This window comes from Pseudomonas sp. TE6283 (assembly GCF_054060555.1).
Genome location: NZ_JBSSDH010000019.1, coordinates 18321 through 35751, shown reverse-complemented (window position 1 = coordinate 35751; position 17431 = coordinate 18321). Strand labels below are relative to the sequence as shown.

The 17431-nt window shown below is 65.0% G+C and carries 19 protein-coding genes and 3 pseudogenes; 12 read left to right on the top strand and 10 right to left on the bottom strand.

The genetic code is table 11. The features are described 5' to 3' along the window. Window positions 1–13: 13 nt before the first annotated feature. From ACVWZ5_RS21210 to ACVWZ5_RS21190, 5 genes are all read left to right on the top strand, one after another. Window positions 14–1399 carry a sigma-54 interaction domain-containing protein gene (locus ACVWZ5_RS21210; protein ID WP_084942117.1) on the top strand — a complete coding sequence of 462 codons (1386 nt, stop codon included), beginning with the start codon at window positions 14–16 and terminating at the stop codon, window positions 1397–1399. Window positions 1400–1663: 264 nt separating this feature from the next. After that, window positions 1664–3055 carry a GntP family permease gene (locus ACVWZ5_RS21205; RefSeq protein ID WP_280071038.1) on the top strand — a complete coding sequence of 464 codons (1392 nt, stop codon included), beginning with the start codon at window positions 1664–1666 and terminating at the stop codon, window positions 3053–3055. A gap of 11 nt (window positions 3056–3066) precedes the next feature. Then, entirely contained in the window at window positions 3067–3837 is a 771-nt protein-coding gene (gene hbdH / locus ACVWZ5_RS21200) for a 3-hydroxybutyrate dehydrogenase (RefSeq protein WP_084942119.1), read from the top strand. 123 nt (window positions 3838–3960) lie between these two features. Next, complete coding sequence (locus tag ACVWZ5_RS21195; RefSeq protein WP_084942120.1) at window positions 3961–5910, top strand: acetoacetate--CoA ligase; 1950 nt, start codon at window positions 3961–3963, stop codon at window positions 5908–5910. Between the two features lie 52 nt (window positions 5911–5962). Then, the gene (locus tag ACVWZ5_RS21190) at window positions 5963–6238 is read left to right on the top strand and encodes a peptidylprolyl isomerase (RefSeq protein ID WP_008095636.1); all 276 of its coding nucleotides are present in this window, start codon (window positions 5963–5965) and stop codon (window positions 6236–6238) included. Here the strand turns inward: ACVWZ5_RS21190 and ACVWZ5_RS21185 are convergent. The 3 genes and pseudogenes from ACVWZ5_RS21185 to ACVWZ5_RS21175 form a co-directional block, all read right to left on the bottom strand. Further along, window positions 6226–6666 carry a CZB domain-containing protein gene (locus ACVWZ5_RS21185; RefSeq protein WP_253249252.1) on the bottom strand — a complete coding sequence of 147 codons (441 nt, stop codon included), beginning with the start codon at window positions 6664–6666 and terminating at the stop codon, window positions 6226–6228. The genes ACVWZ5_RS21190 and ACVWZ5_RS21185 overlap by 13 nt on opposite strands. 54 nt (window positions 6667–6720) lie before the next feature. Beyond that, window positions 6721–6960: pseudogene (locus ACVWZ5_RS21180) on the bottom strand (methyl-accepting chemotaxis protein); the annotation flags it as partial. Between the two features lie 523 nt (window positions 6961–7483). Next, window positions 7484–8107 carry a LysE family translocator gene (locus ACVWZ5_RS21175; RefSeq protein ID WP_084942122.1) on the bottom strand — a complete coding sequence of 208 codons (624 nt, stop codon included), beginning with the start codon at window positions 8105–8107 and terminating at the stop codon, window positions 7484–7486. A gap of 136 nt (window positions 8108–8243) precedes the next feature. Here ACVWZ5_RS21175 and ACVWZ5_RS21170 point away from each other — a divergent pair, with 136 nt between their 5' ends. Next, a complete protein-coding gene (locus ACVWZ5_RS21170; RefSeq protein ID WP_062574168.1) occupies window positions 8244–9059 on the top strand; it encodes an AraC family transcriptional regulator in 816 nt (271 codons plus the stop codon). Between the two features lie 63 nt (window positions 9060–9122). Beyond that, entirely contained in the window at window positions 9123–9743 is a 621-nt protein-coding gene (locus ACVWZ5_RS21165) for a LysE family translocator (protein ID WP_084942123.1), read from the top strand. Here the strand turns inward: ACVWZ5_RS21165 and ACVWZ5_RS21160 are convergent. Continuing rightward, entirely contained in the window at window positions 9721–10416 is a 696-nt protein-coding gene (locus ACVWZ5_RS21160) for a metallophosphoesterase (RefSeq protein WP_084942124.1), read from the bottom strand. The two genes, ACVWZ5_RS21165 and ACVWZ5_RS21160, sit on opposite strands and share 23 nt — an antisense overlap. Before the next feature lie 74 nt (window positions 10417–10490). On the opposite strand from ACVWZ5_RS21160, the gene ACVWZ5_RS21155 reads away from it, so the two are divergent. Beyond that, on the top strand, window positions 10491–10997 hold the full coding sequence (locus tag ACVWZ5_RS21155; RefSeq protein WP_084942125.1) for a DUF3016 domain-containing protein: 507 nt from the start codon (window positions 10491–10493) through the stop codon (window positions 10995–10997). Between the two features lie 3 nt (window positions 10998–11000). On the opposite strand, the gene ACVWZ5_RS21150 is transcribed toward ACVWZ5_RS21155, so the two are convergent. Beyond that, a complete protein-coding gene (locus ACVWZ5_RS21150) occupies window positions 11001–11510 on the bottom strand; it encodes a DUF2867 domain-containing protein (protein ID WP_028688967.1) in 510 nt (169 codons plus the stop codon). Between the two features lie 156 nt (window positions 11511–11666). On the opposite strand from ACVWZ5_RS21150, the gene ACVWZ5_RS21145 reads away from it, so the two are divergent. Further along, the gene (locus tag ACVWZ5_RS21145; RefSeq protein WP_028688968.1) at window positions 11667–11909 is read left to right on the top strand and encodes a hypothetical protein; all 243 of its coding nucleotides are present in this window, start codon (window positions 11667–11669) and stop codon (window positions 11907–11909) included. A 3-nt stretch (window positions 11910–11912) separates the two neighbouring features. Here the strand turns inward: ACVWZ5_RS21145 and ACVWZ5_RS21140 are convergent, their stop codons facing one another. Further along, a complete protein-coding gene (locus tag ACVWZ5_RS21140) occupies window positions 11913–12413 on the bottom strand; it encodes a methylated-DNA--[protein]-cysteine S-methyltransferase (RefSeq protein ID WP_084942126.1) in 501 nt (166 codons plus the stop codon). A 150-nt stretch (window positions 12414–12563) separates the two neighbouring features. Between ACVWZ5_RS21140 and ACVWZ5_RS21135 the strand changes: the two genes are divergently transcribed. Beyond that, on the top strand, window positions 12564–13073 hold the full coding sequence (locus ACVWZ5_RS21135) for a GNAT family N-acetyltransferase (protein WP_084942127.1): 510 nt from the start codon (window positions 12564–12566) through the stop codon (window positions 13071–13073). Here ACVWZ5_RS21135 and ACVWZ5_RS21130 read toward each other — a convergent pair. The 4 genes and pseudogenes from ACVWZ5_RS21130 to ACVWZ5_RS21115 all read right to left on the bottom strand — a co-directional run. Next, window positions 13064–13180 (bottom strand): annotated as a pseudogene (locus ACVWZ5_RS21130) (glutathione transferase); the annotation flags it as partial. The gene ACVWZ5_RS21135 and the pseudogene ACVWZ5_RS21130 overlap by 10 nt on opposite strands. 91 nt (window positions 13181–13271) lie before the next feature. After that, on the bottom strand, window positions 13272–13619 hold the full coding sequence (locus tag ACVWZ5_RS21125) for a hypothetical protein (RefSeq protein WP_230962578.1): 348 nt from the start codon (window positions 13617–13619) through the stop codon (window positions 13272–13274). A gap of 137 nt (window positions 13620–13756) precedes the next feature. Beyond that, on the bottom strand, window positions 13757–14296 hold the full coding sequence (locus ACVWZ5_RS21120; RefSeq protein ID WP_062574174.1) for a GNAT family N-acetyltransferase: 540 nt from the start codon (window positions 14294–14296) through the stop codon (window positions 13757–13759). Between the two features lie 901 nt (window positions 14297–15197). Further along, entirely contained in the window at window positions 15198–15386 is a 189-nt protein-coding gene (locus ACVWZ5_RS21115; RefSeq protein WP_189660241.1) for a YceK/YidQ family lipoprotein, read from the bottom strand. A gap of 162 nt (window positions 15387–15548) precedes the next feature. Between ACVWZ5_RS21115 and ACVWZ5_RS21110 the strand changes: the two are divergent. Both ACVWZ5_RS21110 and ACVWZ5_RS21105 read left to right on the top strand, forming a co-directional pair. Beyond that, window positions 15549–15756, top strand: a pseudogene (locus ACVWZ5_RS21110) (site-specific integrase); the annotation flags it as partial. Between the two features lie 20 nt (window positions 15757–15776). After that, window positions 15777–17363, top strand: a complete 1587-nt coding sequence (locus ACVWZ5_RS21105; RefSeq protein ID WP_028691879.1) for an ABC-F family ATPase — start codon at window positions 15777–15779, stop codon at window positions 17361–17363. Window positions 17364–17431: the final 68 nt, after the last annotated feature.

Genomic DNA, 17431 nt, shown 5'->3' with positions numbered 1-17431 from the left:
GGATACGTCTTCCATGCACGACAACCTCAAGGACTACCCCCAGGTCCGCCAACTGGCCATCCGCTCGCTGTTCGAGATCATCGAGCAATCCAGCGAAGGCACGGTGATCGTCGACCGCCAGGCGCGCATCGTCTGGATGAACGAGCGCTATGCCCGACGGTTCGGCCTGCAGGACGCCGCCAGCGCCATCGGCCAGCCCTGCGAGGCGGTAATCCCCGGCAGCCTGATGCGCGAGGTGGTGAGCAACGGCAAGCCGATCCTGCTGGACATGCTCGACACGCCGAACGAGCCGCTGGTGGTGATGCGCCTGCCGATCCACGACGACCAGGGCGCGCTGATCGGCGCCATTGGCTTCGCCCTGTTCGACGAGCTGCGCAGCCTGTCGCCCTTGCTCAAGCGCTACGCCAGCATGCAGCAGGAACTGGCCTCGACCCGCTCGCAACTGCGTGCGCGCCAGGCCCGCTACAGCTTCGCCCAGTTCGTCGGCAGCAGCCCGGCCTGCCTTGAAGCCAAGCGCCGCGCCCGCCGCGGCGCGACCAGCGACTCACCGGTGCTGCTGCTCGGCGAGACCGGCACCGGCAAGGAACTGCTGGCCCACGCCATCCACGCCGCCTCGGCGCGGGCGCACAAGGCGTTCGTCAGCATCAACAGCGCAGCGATCCCCGAAGCGTTGCTGGAGGCCGAGTTCTTCGGCACCGCCCCCGGCGCCTTCACCGGCGCCGACCGCAAGGGCCGCAGCGGCAAGCTGCAACTGGCCGAAGGCGGCACACTGTTCCTCGACGAGATCGGCGACATGCCCCTGGCCCTGCAGAGCAAGCTGTTGCGCGTGCTGCAGGAAAAGGAATACGAGCCGGTGGGCAGCAACCAGATGTTGCGCAGCGATGTGCGGATCATCGCCGCCACCTCCATCGACCTGCAGGCGGCCATGGCTCGGGGGGCATTCCGTACCGACCTGTACTACCGGTTGAATGTGCTGCCGGTGCAGGTGCCGCCGCTGCGCGAACGCCTGGAGGACCTGCCGGCGCTGTGCGAGGCGATTCTTGCCGAGCTCGGCAGCCAGTATGAGCTGGAGGCCGAGGCCCAGGCACTGTTGGGGCGCCATGCCTGGCCGGGGAATATCCGAGAGCTGCGAAATGTGCTGGAACGGGCGACCCTGCTGGCGGACCAGCCACGGCTGGGCGTGCATGATCTGATGAACGCGCTGGGGCCGTTGAGCCCGGTGGCCGAGACGGCACCGCAGTTGGGGTACCGGGAGGCCTGTGCGCAGTTTGAACGCGGGCTGATTGTGCGGGCCTTGGGACGCAGTGGCGGGAATGTGCCGGAGGCAGCGCAGGCATTGGGGCTGGGACGGTCGACCTTGTACAAAAAGATGGTGGCGCTGGACATTGAGTCTCAATAAGGAGATACGCATCTCATTATTGAGACCGGCGCGATGGTTGCGCCCTCGATCGCCGGCAAGGCGGCTGCCACATGGCGTACCCCAATCCACTGTGGGAGCCGGCTTGCCGGCGATGGGCCGCAACGCGGCCCCACTTTCTCAAATTCGAGACATCGACCTTTATAAATCTAATAAAAATCAATAATTTCAATGACTTAACAAGTTGGCACAATTCCCGCTACTGGTATTCCAACCATAAAAACAACAGTTGGAGATCCCCTTAGGATGACCGTGCTCATCGCCCTCGCTGCCCTGGCCCTGCTGATGCTCGCCGCCTACCGCGGCTACAGCGTGATCCTCTTCGCCCCCATCGCCGCCCTTGGCGCCGTGCTGCTCACCGACCCCGCCGCCGTGGCCCCGGCCTTCACCGGGGTGTTCATGGAGAAGATGGTCGGCTTCATCAAGCTCTATTTCCCGGTATTCCTGCTCGGCGCCGTGTTCGGCAAGCTGATCGAGCTGTCGGGCTTCTCACGCTCGATCGTCGCCGCCGCCATTCGCCTGCTCGGCACCCGTCAGGCCATGCTGGTGATCGTGCTGGTCTGCGCCCTGCTTACCTACGGCGGCGTGTCGCTGTTCGTGGTGGTGTTCGCGGTGTACCCGTTCGCCGCCGAGATGTTCCGCCAGAGCGACATCCCCAAGCGGCTGATCCCGGCGACCATCGCCCTGGGCGCGTTCTCCTTCACCATGGACGCCTTGCCCGGCACCCCGCAGATCCAGAACATCATCCCCAGCACCTTTTTCAACACCACCGCCTGGGCCGCGCCCTGGCTGGGGCTGATCGGCACGCTGTTCGTATTCTGCGCCGGCATGCTCTACCTGCAACGCCAGCGCAACAAAGCCCAGCGCAAGGGCGAAGGCTACGGCAGCAACCTGCGCAACGAGCCGGAAACCGCCGACGACATCGCCCTGCCCAACCCTTGGCTGGCCCTGGCGCCGCTGCTGCTGGTGGGGGTGATGAACCTGCTGTTCACCCACTGGATCCCGCAGTGGTACGGGGCCAGCCACACCCTGCAACTGCCGGGCATGGCCGCGCCGGTGCAGAGCGATGTGGCCAAGCTCACGGCGATCTGGGCGGTGCAGGCGGCCCTGCTGGTAGGCATCCTGATGGTACTGGTATGCGCCTTCGGCACCATTCGCCAGCGCCTGGCCGAAGGCACCAAGAGCGCCGTGAGCGGCGCCCTGCTGGCGGCGATGAACACTGCTTCGGAATACGGTTTCGGCGCGGTGATCGCCTCGCTGCCGGGCTTCCTGGTCCTGGCTGACGCCCTGCGCGGCATCCCCAACCCGCTGGTCAACGAAGCCATTACCGTCACCCTGCTGGCCGGCATCACCGGCTCCGCTTCCGGCGGCATGAGCATCGCCCTGGCGGCCATGAGCGACAGTTTCATCGCCGCCGCCAACGCGGCGAACATCCCGCTGGAGGTGCTGCACCGGGTCGCCGCCATGGCCAGCGGCGGCATGGATACCCTACCGCACAACGGCGCGGTGATCACCCTGCTGGCGGTTACCGGGCTGACCCACCGCGAGGCCTACAAGGATATTTTCGGTATTACCCTGATCAAGACCCTGGCCGTGTTCGTGGTCATCGCCACGTTCTACGCCACCGGCATCGTATGAAGGAGAACGGCATGACGCTCAAAGGCAAGACCGCACTGGTCACCGGTTCCACCAGCGGCATCGGCTTAGGCATAGCCCAGGTGCTGGCCGAGGCCGGCGCCAACATCCTGCTCAACGGCTTCGGCGACCCGGCGGCCGCCATTGCCGAGATCAGGCAGCACGGGGTCAAGGTGGCCCATCACCCCGCCGACCTGTCCGACGTGGCGCAGATCGAGCAGATGTTCGCCTTGGCCGAGCGCGAATTCGGCGCGATCGACATCCTCGTCAACAACGCCGGCATCCAGCATGTGGCGCCGGTCGAGCAGTTTCCGGTGGAGGCCTGGGACAAGATCATCGCCTTGAACCTGTCGGCGGTATTCCACGGCAGCCGCCTGGTCCTGCCGGGCATGCGCGCGCGGGGCTGGGGGCGGATCGTCAACATCGCTTCGGTGCACGGCCTGGTGGGCTCCACCGGCAAGGCCGCCTACGTGGCCGCCAAGCACGGCGTGGTCGGCCTGACCAAAGTCATCGGCCTGGAGACTGCCACCAGCAACGTCACCTGCAACGCCATCTGCCCGGGCTGGGTACTGACCCCGCTGGTGCAGAAGCAGATCGACGACCGCGCCGCCAATGGGGGCGACGCGCAGCAGGCGCAGCACGACCTGCTGGCCGAGAAGCAGCCCTCGCTGGCCTTCGTCACGCCGCGGCATCTCGGCGAGCTGGTGCTGTTCCTGTGCAGCGAGGCCGGCAGCCAGGTACGCGGCGCCGCCTGGAACGTCGACGGAGGCTGGCTGGCCCAGTAAGCGGCTAAAGTGGAGTAAGGATACCCTGACGCCGGATGATCAGGGTTACGCGCTCCTACAGGGGTTGCGTTGGCCTGAAGAGACGCGTAATACCCACTATCGACTATCACCGAGGGTCCCGGCATGAACGACGTACTCTGGCGCCCCTCCAGCACCCGGATCGAAGCGAGCCGGATGGAAGCCTTCCGCCGCCGGGTCAACCGGCGCTTCAACCTCCAGCTCGACAGCTACGCCGCCCTGCACCGCTGGAGCATCGAGCAGCGCCCGCAGTTCTGGCAGGCATTGGCCGAGTACTTCCAGGTGCGCTGGCACACCCCACCGGCCGCCGTCCTCGAGGAAGGCGAGCGCATGACCGACGCCCGCTGGTTTCGCGGCGCCACCCTGAATCTCGCCGAGCACCTGCTGCTACGCCGCGACGACCGCCCGGCCGTGGTGGCCCTGCGCGAGGACGGCGCCCGCCACAGCCTCACCCACAACCAGCTGGCCGCCCAGGTCGCCGGGCTGCAACAGGCCTTCAGGCACGCCGGCATCCAGCCCGGCGACCGTATCGCCGCAGTGATGCCCAACACCTGGGAAACCCTGGTGGCCATGCTCGCCGCCACCAGCCTTGGCGCGGTCTGGTCGAGCAGTTCGCCGGAGTTCGGCACCCACGGCATCATCGACCGTTTCGGGCAGATCGCGCCCAGGCTGCTGGTGGCCTGCGCCGGTTATCAATATGCCGGGAAGGTCATCGACCAGGTGGAGAAGATCAACCAGGTCGTGGCCCAGCTGCCGAGCGTCGAGCAGTTGCTGGTGGTGCCGCACACCCGGCCGCAGACCCGTGCCGATGAGTTCATCGGTACACCGACGACCCTGTGGGCCGACTACTTCACGCCCGGCGGCACGCCGGCCTTCACCGCGCTCCCCTTCGACCATCCGCTCTATATCCTCTACTCCAGCGGCACCACCGGCGTGCCCAAGTGCATCGTCCACCGTGCCGGCGGCGTGCTGCTGCAACATCTGAAGGAACATGGCCTGCACAATGACCTCAAGGCCGACGACGTACTGTTCTACTACACCACCTGCGGCTGGATGATGTGGAACTGGCTGGTCAGCGGCCTGGCGGTCGGCGCGGGCCTGGTGCTGTACGACGGCTCGCCGTTCCATCCGGGCCCCGAGCGCCTGATCGATCTGATCGACGCCGAAGGGATCCATGCCTTCGGCACCAGCGCCAAGTACCTTGCCGCCCTGGAGCAGGCCGGTGTCGAACCGGCCAGGTCCCACCGCCTGGACAGCCTGCGGCTGATCCTCTCCACCGGATCGCCCCTGTCACCGCACAGCTACGACTATGTGTACGCCAAGGTGAAGCCCGACGTGTGCCTGGCGTCCATGTCCGGTGGCACCGATATCGTCGCCTGCTTCGTGCTCGGCAACCCGCTGCTGCCGGTGCGCCGCGGCGAAATCGCCGGCAAGGGCCTGGGCATGGCGGTGGATGTGTGGAATGAACAGCGGCAATCGATCACTGGCGAGAAAGGCGAGCTGGTCTGTACCCAGCCCTTTCCTTCGATGCCGCTGGGGTTCTGGGGGGACGACGATGGTAGCCGCTACCATGACGCCTATTTCAGCCAGTTCGAGGGTATCTGGTGCCAGGGCGACTATGCCGAGCAGATCCCGGGCGGCGGCCTGGTGATCCACGGCCGCTCCGATGCCGTGCTCAACCCCGGCGGCGTACGCATCGGCACCGCGGAGATCTATCGCCAGGTGGAAAAGGTCGAGGAGGTACTGGAGAGCGTGGCCATCGGCCAGGACTGGCACAACGACGTGCGCGTGGTGCTGTTCGTGCGCCTGCGCGACGGCCTGCAACTGGACGACGCCCTGCGCCAGCGCATCCGCCTGGTGATCCGCCAGTACACCACGCCGCGCCATGTGCCGGCGGTGATCGCCCAGGTCGACGATATCCCGCGCACCCTCAGCGGCAAACTGGTGGAGCTGGCGATCCGCAACGTGGTGCATGGCCTGCCGGTGAAGAACACCGATGCCCTGGCCAACCCCGAGGCGCTGGAGCAGTTCCGCGACAGACCGGAGTTACGCTGATGACGCCATCAGGCATAATGTCGACCTTTTGCCCCGAAGCACAGGTAAGCCCATGAAAGCCCAAGCCCGCCACATCCTGGTCAAGACCGCTGACGAAGCCGAAAAGCTCAAGCAGCGCATCGCCAACGGCGAGGCCTTCGACGTGCTGGCGAAGAAATTCTCCACCTGTCCGTCCGGCAAGCGCGGCGGCGACCTGGGCGAGGTGCGCCCGGGCCAGCTGGTCGGCGCCATCGACCAGGTGATCTTCAAGAAGCCCCTGCGCGTGGTACACGGGCCGATCAAGAGCAAGTTCGGTTATCACCTGGTGCAGACGTTCTACCGCGACTGAACCTCATCGGCGCGTCGCCTTTGCAGCAGCGCCGGCGATTGTTCGCCACTGGCGACCACGCGCTCCAAGCCTTCCTGCACGGCTAGGCTGGCGCTCTCCATGTCAGCCACTGCCTTGAGCATCGCTGCGGTATTGCCGCTGGCATGGGCATCGATGGCATCGAATGCGCAACGGTGCACGGCGGCATGGGGCGCGTCGATGTCCTTGTATCCTGCAAGATGCGCATAGTGCAGGGCCCCGTCCCCCTCGCGATACCACTTGCCCAAGCGGCAGAGGGTATGGTCGGTAAAGTCCGAGCCGCGCTCCTGCGAGACCCCGAACAGCACCTTGTAGACGCGGAACTTGTAGATCAGGTGGTCGAGCTTGGCCAGCTCGCAGAAACTGCGCAGTGCCGACACCGATGCCGAACCCTCCGCCACCGTCGACATGTCCAGCAACTGGCGCATGGTACTGGCCGCCGCCTGGCCAACACCGCTGTACGATGACGAATGCTCGGCCAGGCTGGCGATATGCCCGCGGCTTTGCGCACTGTCGGCTCGAATGGCCGAGACCAGCGTGCCGATTTCGGCAGTGGCGTCCGCCGTGCGCCTGGCCAGGGTCCTGACTTCATCCGCGACCACGGCAAAGCCGCGCCCGGCATCCCCGGCCCGCGCCGCCTCGATGGCCGCATTCAGGGCCAGCAGGTTGGTCTGGTCCGCCACCTCGCGGATGATCTCCAGCACACCACCGACCTGCTGGGCTTGGTGATCGAGCCTGCCAACCTTTTCCGACGCCTCGCCGGAGGCATCGGCCAGTTGCTCAAGATTGGTCGCGATGGCATCAATGCTGGCCTGGTTGCTGCTGGCGATACCCTGGATGCGGATGGCGTACTGCCTTTCCTGCTCCATGCTGTGGGCGAGGCTGGCGAACGAGGTCTGGGTCATTTCCAGGGAATGCGAGAACGCCGAAAGGTTGCCGGCCAGGTGGGCGAGCACCTGGTTCTCCCGTGCCAGTTCCGTGGCCTTCGATTCTGCCTCGCGGGCGCGCTGCTCCGACGCCGCCAGCTGTGAGCGGCTACGTTCGAGCGCGAGGTTCAGCTCCTTGATCTGCGGGTCTTGCCGACCTGCCTTGCTCCACCACTTCACACCACGCTCCCGGGATAGACCCACCTATTGTCACCCGGCGCAAAAGCGCCGGGCAGAAACAGGGAAAGGTCTCAGCAAGCGCACAGTGCGGCAATACTCAGCTGCACTGAAAAACAGCGGATCAGCGACGAGCCGCGAGCAGGCCAAGCCCCGCGCATCCCAGCAGCGAGGCACTGACCCGGTTGAACAGCCGACGTGGCCCGGGCCGTTCGAACCAGCGCTGCAGGTAGGCGCCGAGCCCGGCGTAGATGGCGATGGCCGCCCACTCCAGCAGCAGGAACAGCACGCCCAGCTGCAGGAACTGCTCGCTCACCGGCGTGGCGCTGCCCACCGAGACGAACTGCGGCAGGAAGGCGGTGAAGATAAGAATGGCCTTGGGGTTGCCCGCCGCCACCCAGAACTCCTGGCGCGCCAGCTTCCAGGTGCCGCGCGGCTGCTCGCTGGCCACCACCGCCTCGCCGACCGGCGCCCGCCACAGCTGCCAGGCGATATAGAACAGGTAGCCAGCGCCCAGCACCTTGATCGCCAGGAACAGGTACTCGCTGGTGTGCAGTACCACGGCCAGGCCCATGGCAGCCAGGGCGATCATGCCGCTGAAGGCCAGCAAGCGCCCGGCGCCGGCCACGCAGGCGGTGCGCAGGCCGTAACGGCTGGCGTTGTGCAGGGACAGCAGGTTGTTGGGGCCCGGCGCCATGTTCAGGGCGAAACAGGCGGGGATGAACAGCAGCAGGCTCGACAGGTCCATTATTCTTCTCCAGCGGTGACCGTCGCAGCGTCGCGCCCGGCGGGCAGGCGCGTCAAGCACAGTGGCACGGTAAATGGCCGGAACAGCAGGCACGCGCTAGACTGGCGCCCTGCGCTCACCTCCAGGCCCTCTCGCCATGACCCCATCGAGCAGCGAAATCTGGCACGACCCGGCCCTGCCCTACGTCGAGAGCCGACGCGCCTGCCACAGCCGTGCCTGCTACAAGGCCCACAGCCACCCGAGCTTTTCCATCGGCGCTGTGGATGCCGGTCATAGCCGCTTCACCGGGGCCGGCGACGGACAGGTGCGGCTGGCACCCGGCACCTTGGTGTTCGTGCCGGCCCAGCGGGTGCATGCCTGCAACCCCGAAGCCGGACAGGCCTGGAGCTACCAGATGCTGCACCTGGACGCCGACTGGCTGCGTTGCCTGCGCCTGGAGTCGGGGATTGCCGCCGACCAGCCCAGCGCGGCGGCCCGGGTCAGCCGTTCGGCAGCTTTGTACCGGCGGTTCTGCACACTGAACACCCTGCTGTTTTCCAGGGCGACGGCGTTCGAGAAAGAGGCGGCACTGGTGGCCTTTCTCGGCGACAACGACTTCTCCATCCATCCGCACTTGCCACCCGCGCCGCCCTTGCCGCCTTCGACACTCCGCGACCTGCTGGGCCATGCCGAGGAGCAGACGCTGGCCGAACTGAGCCTCGACCGCCTGGCACGGTTGGCCGGCATGGGGCGCTATCAATTGATCCGCGCCTTCAACCTCGCCACCGGCATGACGCCCCATGCCTACCTGCTCAACGCCCGTGTCAACAAGGCCCGGCAACTGTTGCGCCAGGGCCAGCCGCTGGCTGAAGTCGCCTACTGCCTGGGCTTTGCCGACCAGAGTCACTTCCAGCGGGTGTTCAAGGCGCATGCCGGGGTAACACCGGGGACATACCGCGCAGCCTTGCAATAATCTTCAATACCCGCCCTGTCGCCCAGCCACAGACTGCGGCTTCCTCTCCCTGGAAGCCCGACCATGCAACTGTTCCTGCTCATCGCCACCGCCCATTTCCTCGCCCTGCTCTCGCCAGGACCGGACTTCTTCCTGGTGGCCCGGACCTCGGCCAGCGCCGGCTGGCGGGTGGCCAGTGGCGCCTGCGCCGGCATCGCCCTGGCCAATGGCGTGTTCATTGGCGCGGCGTTCGCCGGGGTGTCGTTCCTGCGCGACGGCAGCCCGCTGTTCGTCGCCCTGCAACTGGCCGGCTGCGGCTACCTGCTGTATATCGGGCAACTGTTCCTGCGCCATGCTGGAAAGAGCGGCCTGACGGGTGCCGCCGCCCATGCTTCATCCCACGCCGGCAACTGGCTGAACAGCCTGGGCATGGGCTTCGCCTCGGGCATCTTCAACCCGAAGAACGCACTGTTCTACGCCAGCCTGGCCAGCATGATCGCCAGCAGCGGCGCCCTGGCCAAGCTGGCCTATGGCATGTGGATGTTCGCCATCGTCCTGGCCTGGGACCTGCTGGTGGCCGTGGCCATCGGCAATCAGCGGGTGCTGCACCGCTTCGCCCGCGCCCTGCCCTGGCTGGAACGGACTTCGGGGGTGATGCTGATCCTGCTCGCCAGCGGCGTGCTCATGCACCTGGCCCTGGGCTGAGCAACGTCAGCCCCCGCAGCTCGAGCAGGCTGAAGTGACCACGGCTCCAGCCGCCGGTGTCCAGGTGCCAGACGTTGCCCAGCACCTTCACCTCCAGCACTGGCGTATGCCCGACCAGCAAGGCACGCAGGCCCTTCACCGCTCGGTTGTCGCCCTCCTTCAGGCGCCGTCGCGACCACTGGCACACCTCGCGCACCTCGGGGTCATCCCCAGCCTGCAGGTTCACGCTTAGACGCTCCCAGTCATCGAACGGGCTATCGGCGTGCAACAGCCCGACCGGACCGTCGGGTGTGTCGACCTGCAACGCGATCGGCAGCCGCTCGAACGCCTCGACGAAACGCGCCTGCTCTGTTTTCGGCAGGTCGAGGAACCAGCCGCCGCCGGCCGCCCGATACATGTCCAGGTCAACCCGCCCGCCGCGCAGGTGATTGACCGCCAGTGACTCGTGGTTGCCCTGCACCGCGTGGAACCAGGGCTTGGCCAGCCATTCCAACGCCTGCGGGCTGGCCGGCCCGCGATCGACCAGGTCACCGACGCTGAACAGGCGGTCCACCGCCGGATCGAATTCGACGGCCTCGAGGCATTGCTGCAAGCGTTCGAAGTGCCCGTGAATATCACCCACGGCCAGGTCACGCCCGCGGGTATTGGCGGTCATCCGCCGAAAAGCGCTCATTGCATCAGTCCTCTGCTTATGCCCCGTACCGGCGTAAAATAGGCAGGCAAGCCGCCCCAACCCGGAGGTGCATCATGCGTACCACCCTGGCCAGCGCCCTGTTGCTGGCGCTGGCATTCGACAGCATGGCACAGGGCACCCCGACTGCGCAGGTCGAGGTGCGTTTCGACCACCCGGAAAAATTCCGCGATGCCAGCCTCGACAACCGCGGCTATCCCCAAGGCGCCGACCCGCAAGTGATGAAGGCCCTCACCCAGCACCTGCAGAAGCTCGGCCAGCGCTACCTGCGACCCGGCCAGCAACTGGTCATCGACATCCGCGACATCGACCTGGCCGGGCGCTTCGAGCCCTGGCACAGCCAGGCCTACGATGTGCGCTTCATGCGCGAGGTCACCTGGCCCAGCATCGACCTCGACTACACCCTCCAGCAGCCCGGGCAAGCCGCGCTCAAGGCCCAGGAACACCTGAGCGACAAGATGTACCTCAGCCGCCCCGGCCGCCTGGGCAGTCACGACCGGCTGTATGCGGAAAAGGCCATGCTCGGTGATTGGTTCCGTCAACGCTTCGCGCCGCCGTCCTGATCGTCACCGCGCCAGCCGGCGCAGGGCGATGGGCGCGATCAAGCGATGGAACGGCGCCACCGGCAGCATGTACAGGCGGCCCAGCCAGTTGTGCGTGCGCACCACGGTGCTGACCAGCACCTCGCACCGCCCCGGGGCCGTCGGGCGACGCATCAGGGCGATGTGTACGTCCAGATGATGATCGCGGTCGACCAACAGCACCTCATTCGCGCTGTTGCTGATCAACGTAAAGATGCCCACCCGCTCTCCGGGCTGGTAGCTGTCCGGGGCGCGGGCTGGATCGATGGCGGTCAACCGGCCCAGGTTCTTCAGCCCAAGCAGCCCGACCAGGCGATTGCGTAGGACCATCAGTTCGTCGATCCAGCCGGGCATGCTCGCCATCAGGCGCAGGAAGTGCGCCATGGCGGGCTGCCCGTCGTCCGCCAGGTCGATCGCCCGGCAATGACGAAAGCCCGCCTGCGCGGCGTGGGGGGCGATCAATGAGTCGGCGGGTATGGCTGCGGCATGGGTCATTGCGGTCTCGTCCATGAAATCGACACATCGGCGCTGGGAGTCAGCGCCCATCGATTGTATCCTCGTCAGCCGACGACATGCCAAGGACGGATGCACCATGAGGACCCGCATGCTACGACCGGTCTCACCGGCAGGCACTGCCGGGGTATCGCCCCTATGAAGTATGTGCTGGTGATCCTGGCCAGCTATACCAGCGCCTGGTATCTGGTGGGCACCCTGATTCGCGGACGCTTGGCCGATATTGCCGAAGGCCTGCGCCATCGCCCGGACGCCCCACCTCCAGGGCAGTACCTGCGAGAAGTCGAAGCCCACGCCCGCCGCGCACACCGCCACTACAGCCTGTTTGCGGGCACGCTGTTGGCCCTCGTGTTGGCGCTGCTCTGTTTCTGGCTCGACTGACGCCTAGAAATCCAGCGCCAGGCTCTGCCGCCCTTCCAGTGCCAACAGGAACTGCTTGGCCGGCAGGCCGCCGGCAAAACCGGTGAGACTGCCCGAGGCTCCGATCACCCGGTGGCACGGTGCGATGATCGAGATCGGGTTGCGTCCGTTGGCCGCGCCTACCGCACGGACCGCATTGGGCTTGCCGATCTGCCGGGCGATCTCGCCGTAGCTGCGGGTCTGGCCGAAGGGAATGGTCAACAGCGCCGCCCAGACCTCCCGCTGGAACTCGGTGCCGGCGAAATCCAGTTCCAGCTCGAAACGCTGGCGTTGCCCGGCAAAGTACTCGCCCAGCTGGCGGGCGGTCTCGCGCAGCACGCCGTGCCGGTCGTCGCGGTGCAGGTCGCCCAGGCGCACCCGGTTCTCCCGCTCGTGCTCCCACAGCACGGCGGCCAGCCGCTCGCCCCGCGCCACCAGGGTCAAGGTGCCGACAGGCGATTGCATGAGGGTGAAGGCACAAGACATGACAGGCTCCGGCAAGACGACGATCGCTGCACTCTACCCATCGCGGCACGACGGCGCATCCGCTTTCTTGCCCGGCCATCGCCACTGGCCAGCTTTGGCCTGCGCCTCGTACACTGAGGCGCCACTCGTTTTTCAAAGGATGGAAACACAGTGAACGACCCATCGCCCGACATCGTCATCGAACGTTTTGCCGAGCAGCATCTGCAGGGCATCGCTGCGCTCTACAACGAACCTGCCGTGTGCCGCCAGGTACTGCAGATGCCCTATCAGTCCGTCGAAGTCTGGCGTGAGCGCCTGGCCACCTACCATGAGCGACAGGTCCGCCTGGTGGCGGTGCACCAGGGCCAGGTGATCGGTAACATCGGCCTCGACCAGAGCACGCGCATCCGCCAGGCGCACCTGGGCGAGCTGCTCATGGGTGTTGCCCAGGCCTGGCAAGGCAAGGGCGTCGGCTCGCGGCTGATGGCCGCCATCCTCGACATTGCCGACAACTGGATGAACCTGCGCCGGGTCCAGCTCACCGTCTACGCCGACAATGAGCCGGCGCTGGCGCTGTATCGCAAGTTCGGCTTCGAGACCGAAGGCCGGCTGCGCGATTACGGCGTGCGTGACGGGGTGTATGTCGATGCGCTGTGCATGGCGCGGATGCGTCAGCCGTAGAACACCATGCCCGCGTAGGGCTTGGCCCGACAGGCCGCCAGGCGCGACTGCAGATCGCCGACATGGGCTTCGAGCTGGTGGCCGTCCGGGTCGAGGAAGTACAGCGAGTCCGTTCAACATGAGGGGCACCTGAGGTGAAGTGGGGCGGGATCGCTTCACGGGGCGCGATGGAAACGAGCGCGCCCCGCTACGCTGCGATCATACCCGTGAACACATCAGCGCGGCGTCCAGCAGACGCCCCTTGTCATACCAGGCATCACGCTGGTACGCCGAGAACTGCTGCCGCCCGGCGGCGCCTTGAACCTTGACCAGCCCCTCGGCCTTGTTCGGGTCGGTGCTGGCGACAAACAGCTCCAGGGCGTCCTGGTTCCGCACGACATAGGTCGTGGCCGTATCGGGAAGCTCGGCCTTGATACAGTTCAGGTACTCCGGCGGGCTTTTCGAGGTCATGCCGAAAGTGTTGTCTCGGCCCGCGCGGATATCAGGATCATGTGCGCAGCCGGCCAGCAACAGGCTGGCCACCACTGCCATCGTCAAACGGCTCATACAGACTCCAACCACCCCAGCAGCAAGCCCTGGACAGGGTCAGACACCCACCACCCTTTTTAATAGTCTGCTTACGATCTACAAGACTAGCCCGGGGTGACGGGCACGGTAGGCCGGTTCGCTATATCGCCAGGCTTTCAGGTCGGCTTGTCGATTCGGTAGAGCACATGCGGGCGCAATACATTGCCTTCAGGCACCGTTGGGTCGGGGAAGTCCTCCGCCGGGTCCGAACGCATACCCAGCCGCTCCATCAATGCCCGTGATGGGGTATTGATGCTGGAGGTGTAGCCGATGACTTGCCTTAATCCAAGCGTCGACCAGGCGTGCTCCAGGCATGCGCTGGCCGCCTCGAATGCGTAGCCCTGCCGCCAGTGGCTGCGTCCGAGGATCCAGCCGATTTCGACCTGCGGGCCGCCAGGAATCTCATCTCCGGTCAGGGACAGCCCAAGCCCGCCAACCAGCGCGCCATCGATCTTGCGTTCGACGGCAACGAAACCGAAACCATGGACCTGCAGATGGTGATCGCAGTCTGCAAGCATCGACCGGGTTTCTTCGGGAGACAGAATCGCGGGATAGTAGTAGCGCCTGACTTCAGGATCGCCATTGACGAGGGCAAAGGCTTCGATGTCACGCTCCGCCCAGGGGCGCAGGACAAGACGCGGTGTTTCGATGAACATGGGTAAACTGAAACTCCCTTCTACCTGGCACTCCTCGCAACAAGGAGGTTGCCATGCCACTACTGGATCCTGAGTGCGCTGAAGAACATAAGCATCACCGCGGCATACAGGAACACAAGATCGACACCGGGGACGCGAAAATCCCAACAAGCCAAGCGACCAGCAGGCCCCCGCCGACCGAGCAGCGTTGCCGAGCGCTGAACCGCTCACTCGTTGTCCTCACACGATCCAGCCATCCCATCAGTACACCCCTGGCCGGCAAAGGCTGAATCATATTCGATACCCGGCTGCTGGGTCGATGTTGCCGTGGCTTGCAGCCACAAGCGCCAGTTCAGGGGCCGTATCCCCAGCAATGGGTATCAGGCACCGGCCTGGAGAAACACAAAGACCGCCACCACATCCAAAGCCAGCACGGCAGCCACGACGAAACTCATGAAATCGAAGTCATTCTGGAACATGTCCGCTCTTCCCCGCATGATCGCTTTCTGGGGTTCAAGCAACTCCCATTCCAGCCTGCCAGCGCCGGGACCACGTCCATTGGTCAGGCGAGACGGGCGTTTCGGGCAAACAGGCGTTTACTGATGGTCATGCCCCTGGCTCGCGCAAGGATGCCCATCAAGGTGTGCCCCCATGAGACGCATCCAGAAGATCATCCAGCAGCGCCGTCGGCAGCTGCATGTCCACATTCCGCCCAGCGAATTAAAGGGGATGCAGTCTGGCGATGGGCCCAGCGCGGCGAAACCGCTGCCGCCACGAGAGGTTCGCCAGGCAGGAATGAGAAGAACCGCACTCGAAGGGGCAGCCACTGACTGAGCAGGCCCTGCCAGAACCGTCCGAGAGCGCCAGCCGGATGTTGCGCGCTGCCTGCCGTTGGAAGGCTCAGCCAATGACTCGCCCATGATCAGAGGTTGCAGGTGTATCGATACTCAAAGGGAAAGAAAACGGTGTCCACCACCAGGGAAAACGGCGCATCAATCAGTAAAAAAGGGATCAGCTTGCCTTTGGAGGTGCCGACCAGCCACCAATCGAACCTGAGGCCGATGTAGGGACAACGGTGCTTGTCATAATCCATGCGCATGGCGGTGGCCATGCACCCACTCAAGCTGGCAATCAGCACCAGTAAAATCGCCTTGCAAACCACGTAACGTCCTTTTTGCTTCCTTGCACAGACCTCTATAGACGCCGTTGCGTGGCGTGGGTCACCCACTGGCGCCGATGGTGAAGAGGCTGAGTGAACTGGGGATCAGGAGAGCCCCCATACAACTGTCGTCACACCTATGCGACAATAGCCGCAATGTCTGGCCTCAACTCCCGCATTTATCACCCAACAGCTGGGTCACAGCGTGCGCATGCTGCTGTCGACGCATGCGCGTTGGCTCAACTCAAGCTCCGACTGGAGCGAGCTGGACACGCTCAGGATTGGTATCAGATCGGTACCAGCTGAAAATCCAGCCACGTAAGTTACTGATAGGTAAGCGCTTTGATCTCCACCGCTAATATCACCATGCAGTTCGGCTCCAAGCCCCTGTTCGAAAACGTCTCGGTCAAATTCAACAACGGCAACCGCTACGGCCTGATCGGCGCCAACGGTTGCGGCAAGTCGACCTTCATGAAGATCCTCGGTGGCGACCTGGAGCCATCCGGCGGCCAGGTGATGCTCGAGCCCAACACCCGCCTGGGCAAGCTGCGCCAGGATCAGTTCGCCTATGAAGAATTCACCGTGATCGACACGGTGATCATGGGCCACGAACAGCTGTGGAAGGTCAAGGCTGAACGCGACCGCATCTACTCCCTGCCGGAGATGACCGAGGAAGACGGCATGGCCGTCGCCGAGCTGGAAACCGAATTCGCCGAGATGGACGGCTACACCGCCGAGTCCCGTGCCGGCGAGCTGCTGCTGGGCCTGGGCATTCCGCTGGAGCAGCACTTCGGCCCGATGAGCGAAGTCGCTCCCGGATGGAAGCTGCGCGTGCTGCTGGCCCAGGCGCTGTTCTCCGATCCGGACGTGCTGCTGCTCGACGAACCAACCAACCACCTGGACATCAACACCATCCGCTGGCTGGAAACCATCCTCACCGCGCGCAACAGCACCATGGTGATCATTTCCCACGACCGCCACTTCCTCAACAGCGTCTGCACCCACATGGCCGACCTGGACTACGGCGAGCTGCGCCTGTTCCCAGGCAACTACGACGAATACATGACCGCGGCTACCCAGGCCCGCGAGCAACTGCTGTCGGACAACGCCAAGAAGAAAGCCCAGATCGCCGAGCTGCAGACCTTCGTCAGCCGCTTCTCGGCCAACGCCTCGAAAGCCAAGCAGGCCACTTCGCGCGCCAAGCAGATCGACAAGATCCAGCTGGCCGAGGTCAAGCCGTCGAGCCGGGTCAGCCCGTTCATCCGCTTCGAGCAGACCAAGAAACTGCACCGCCAGGCGGTCACCGTCGAGAAGATGGCCAAGGCCTTCGATGACAAGGTGCTGTTCAAGGACTTCAGCTTCACCATCGAAGCCGGCGAGCGCGTGGCCATCATCGGCCCCAACGGCATCGGCAAGACCACCCTGCTGCGCACCCTGGTCGGTGAAATGACCCCGGACAAAGGCGAAGTGAAGTGGACCGACAGTGCCGAGGTGGGCTACTACGCCCAGGACCACGCCCACGACTTCGAAGACGACATGACCCTGTTCGACTGGATGGGCCAGTGGACCAGCGGCGAGCAAGTGATCCGCGGCACCCTGGGGCGCATGCTGTTCTCCAACGACGAGATCCTCAAGTCGGTTAAGGTGATTTCCGGTGGTGAGCAGGGTCGCATGCTGTTCGGCAAGCTGATCCTGCAAAAACCCAACGTGCTGGTGATGGACGAACCGACCAACCACCTGGACATGGAATCGATCGAGGCGCTGAACCTGGCACTGGAGAACTATCCGGGCACCCTGCTGTTCGTCAGCCACGACCGTGAGTTCGTGTCGTCGCTGGCCACCCGCATCATCGAGCTGACAGCCGATGGCGTGGTGGACTTCAGCGGGACCTATGACGACTACCTGCGCAGTCAGGGCGTGGTGGTCTGAGCCAACGCTGAGTAACCTCATTGCGGGGCAAGTCGCGGCGGTACGCCGATGCGACTTGCCCCGCGACA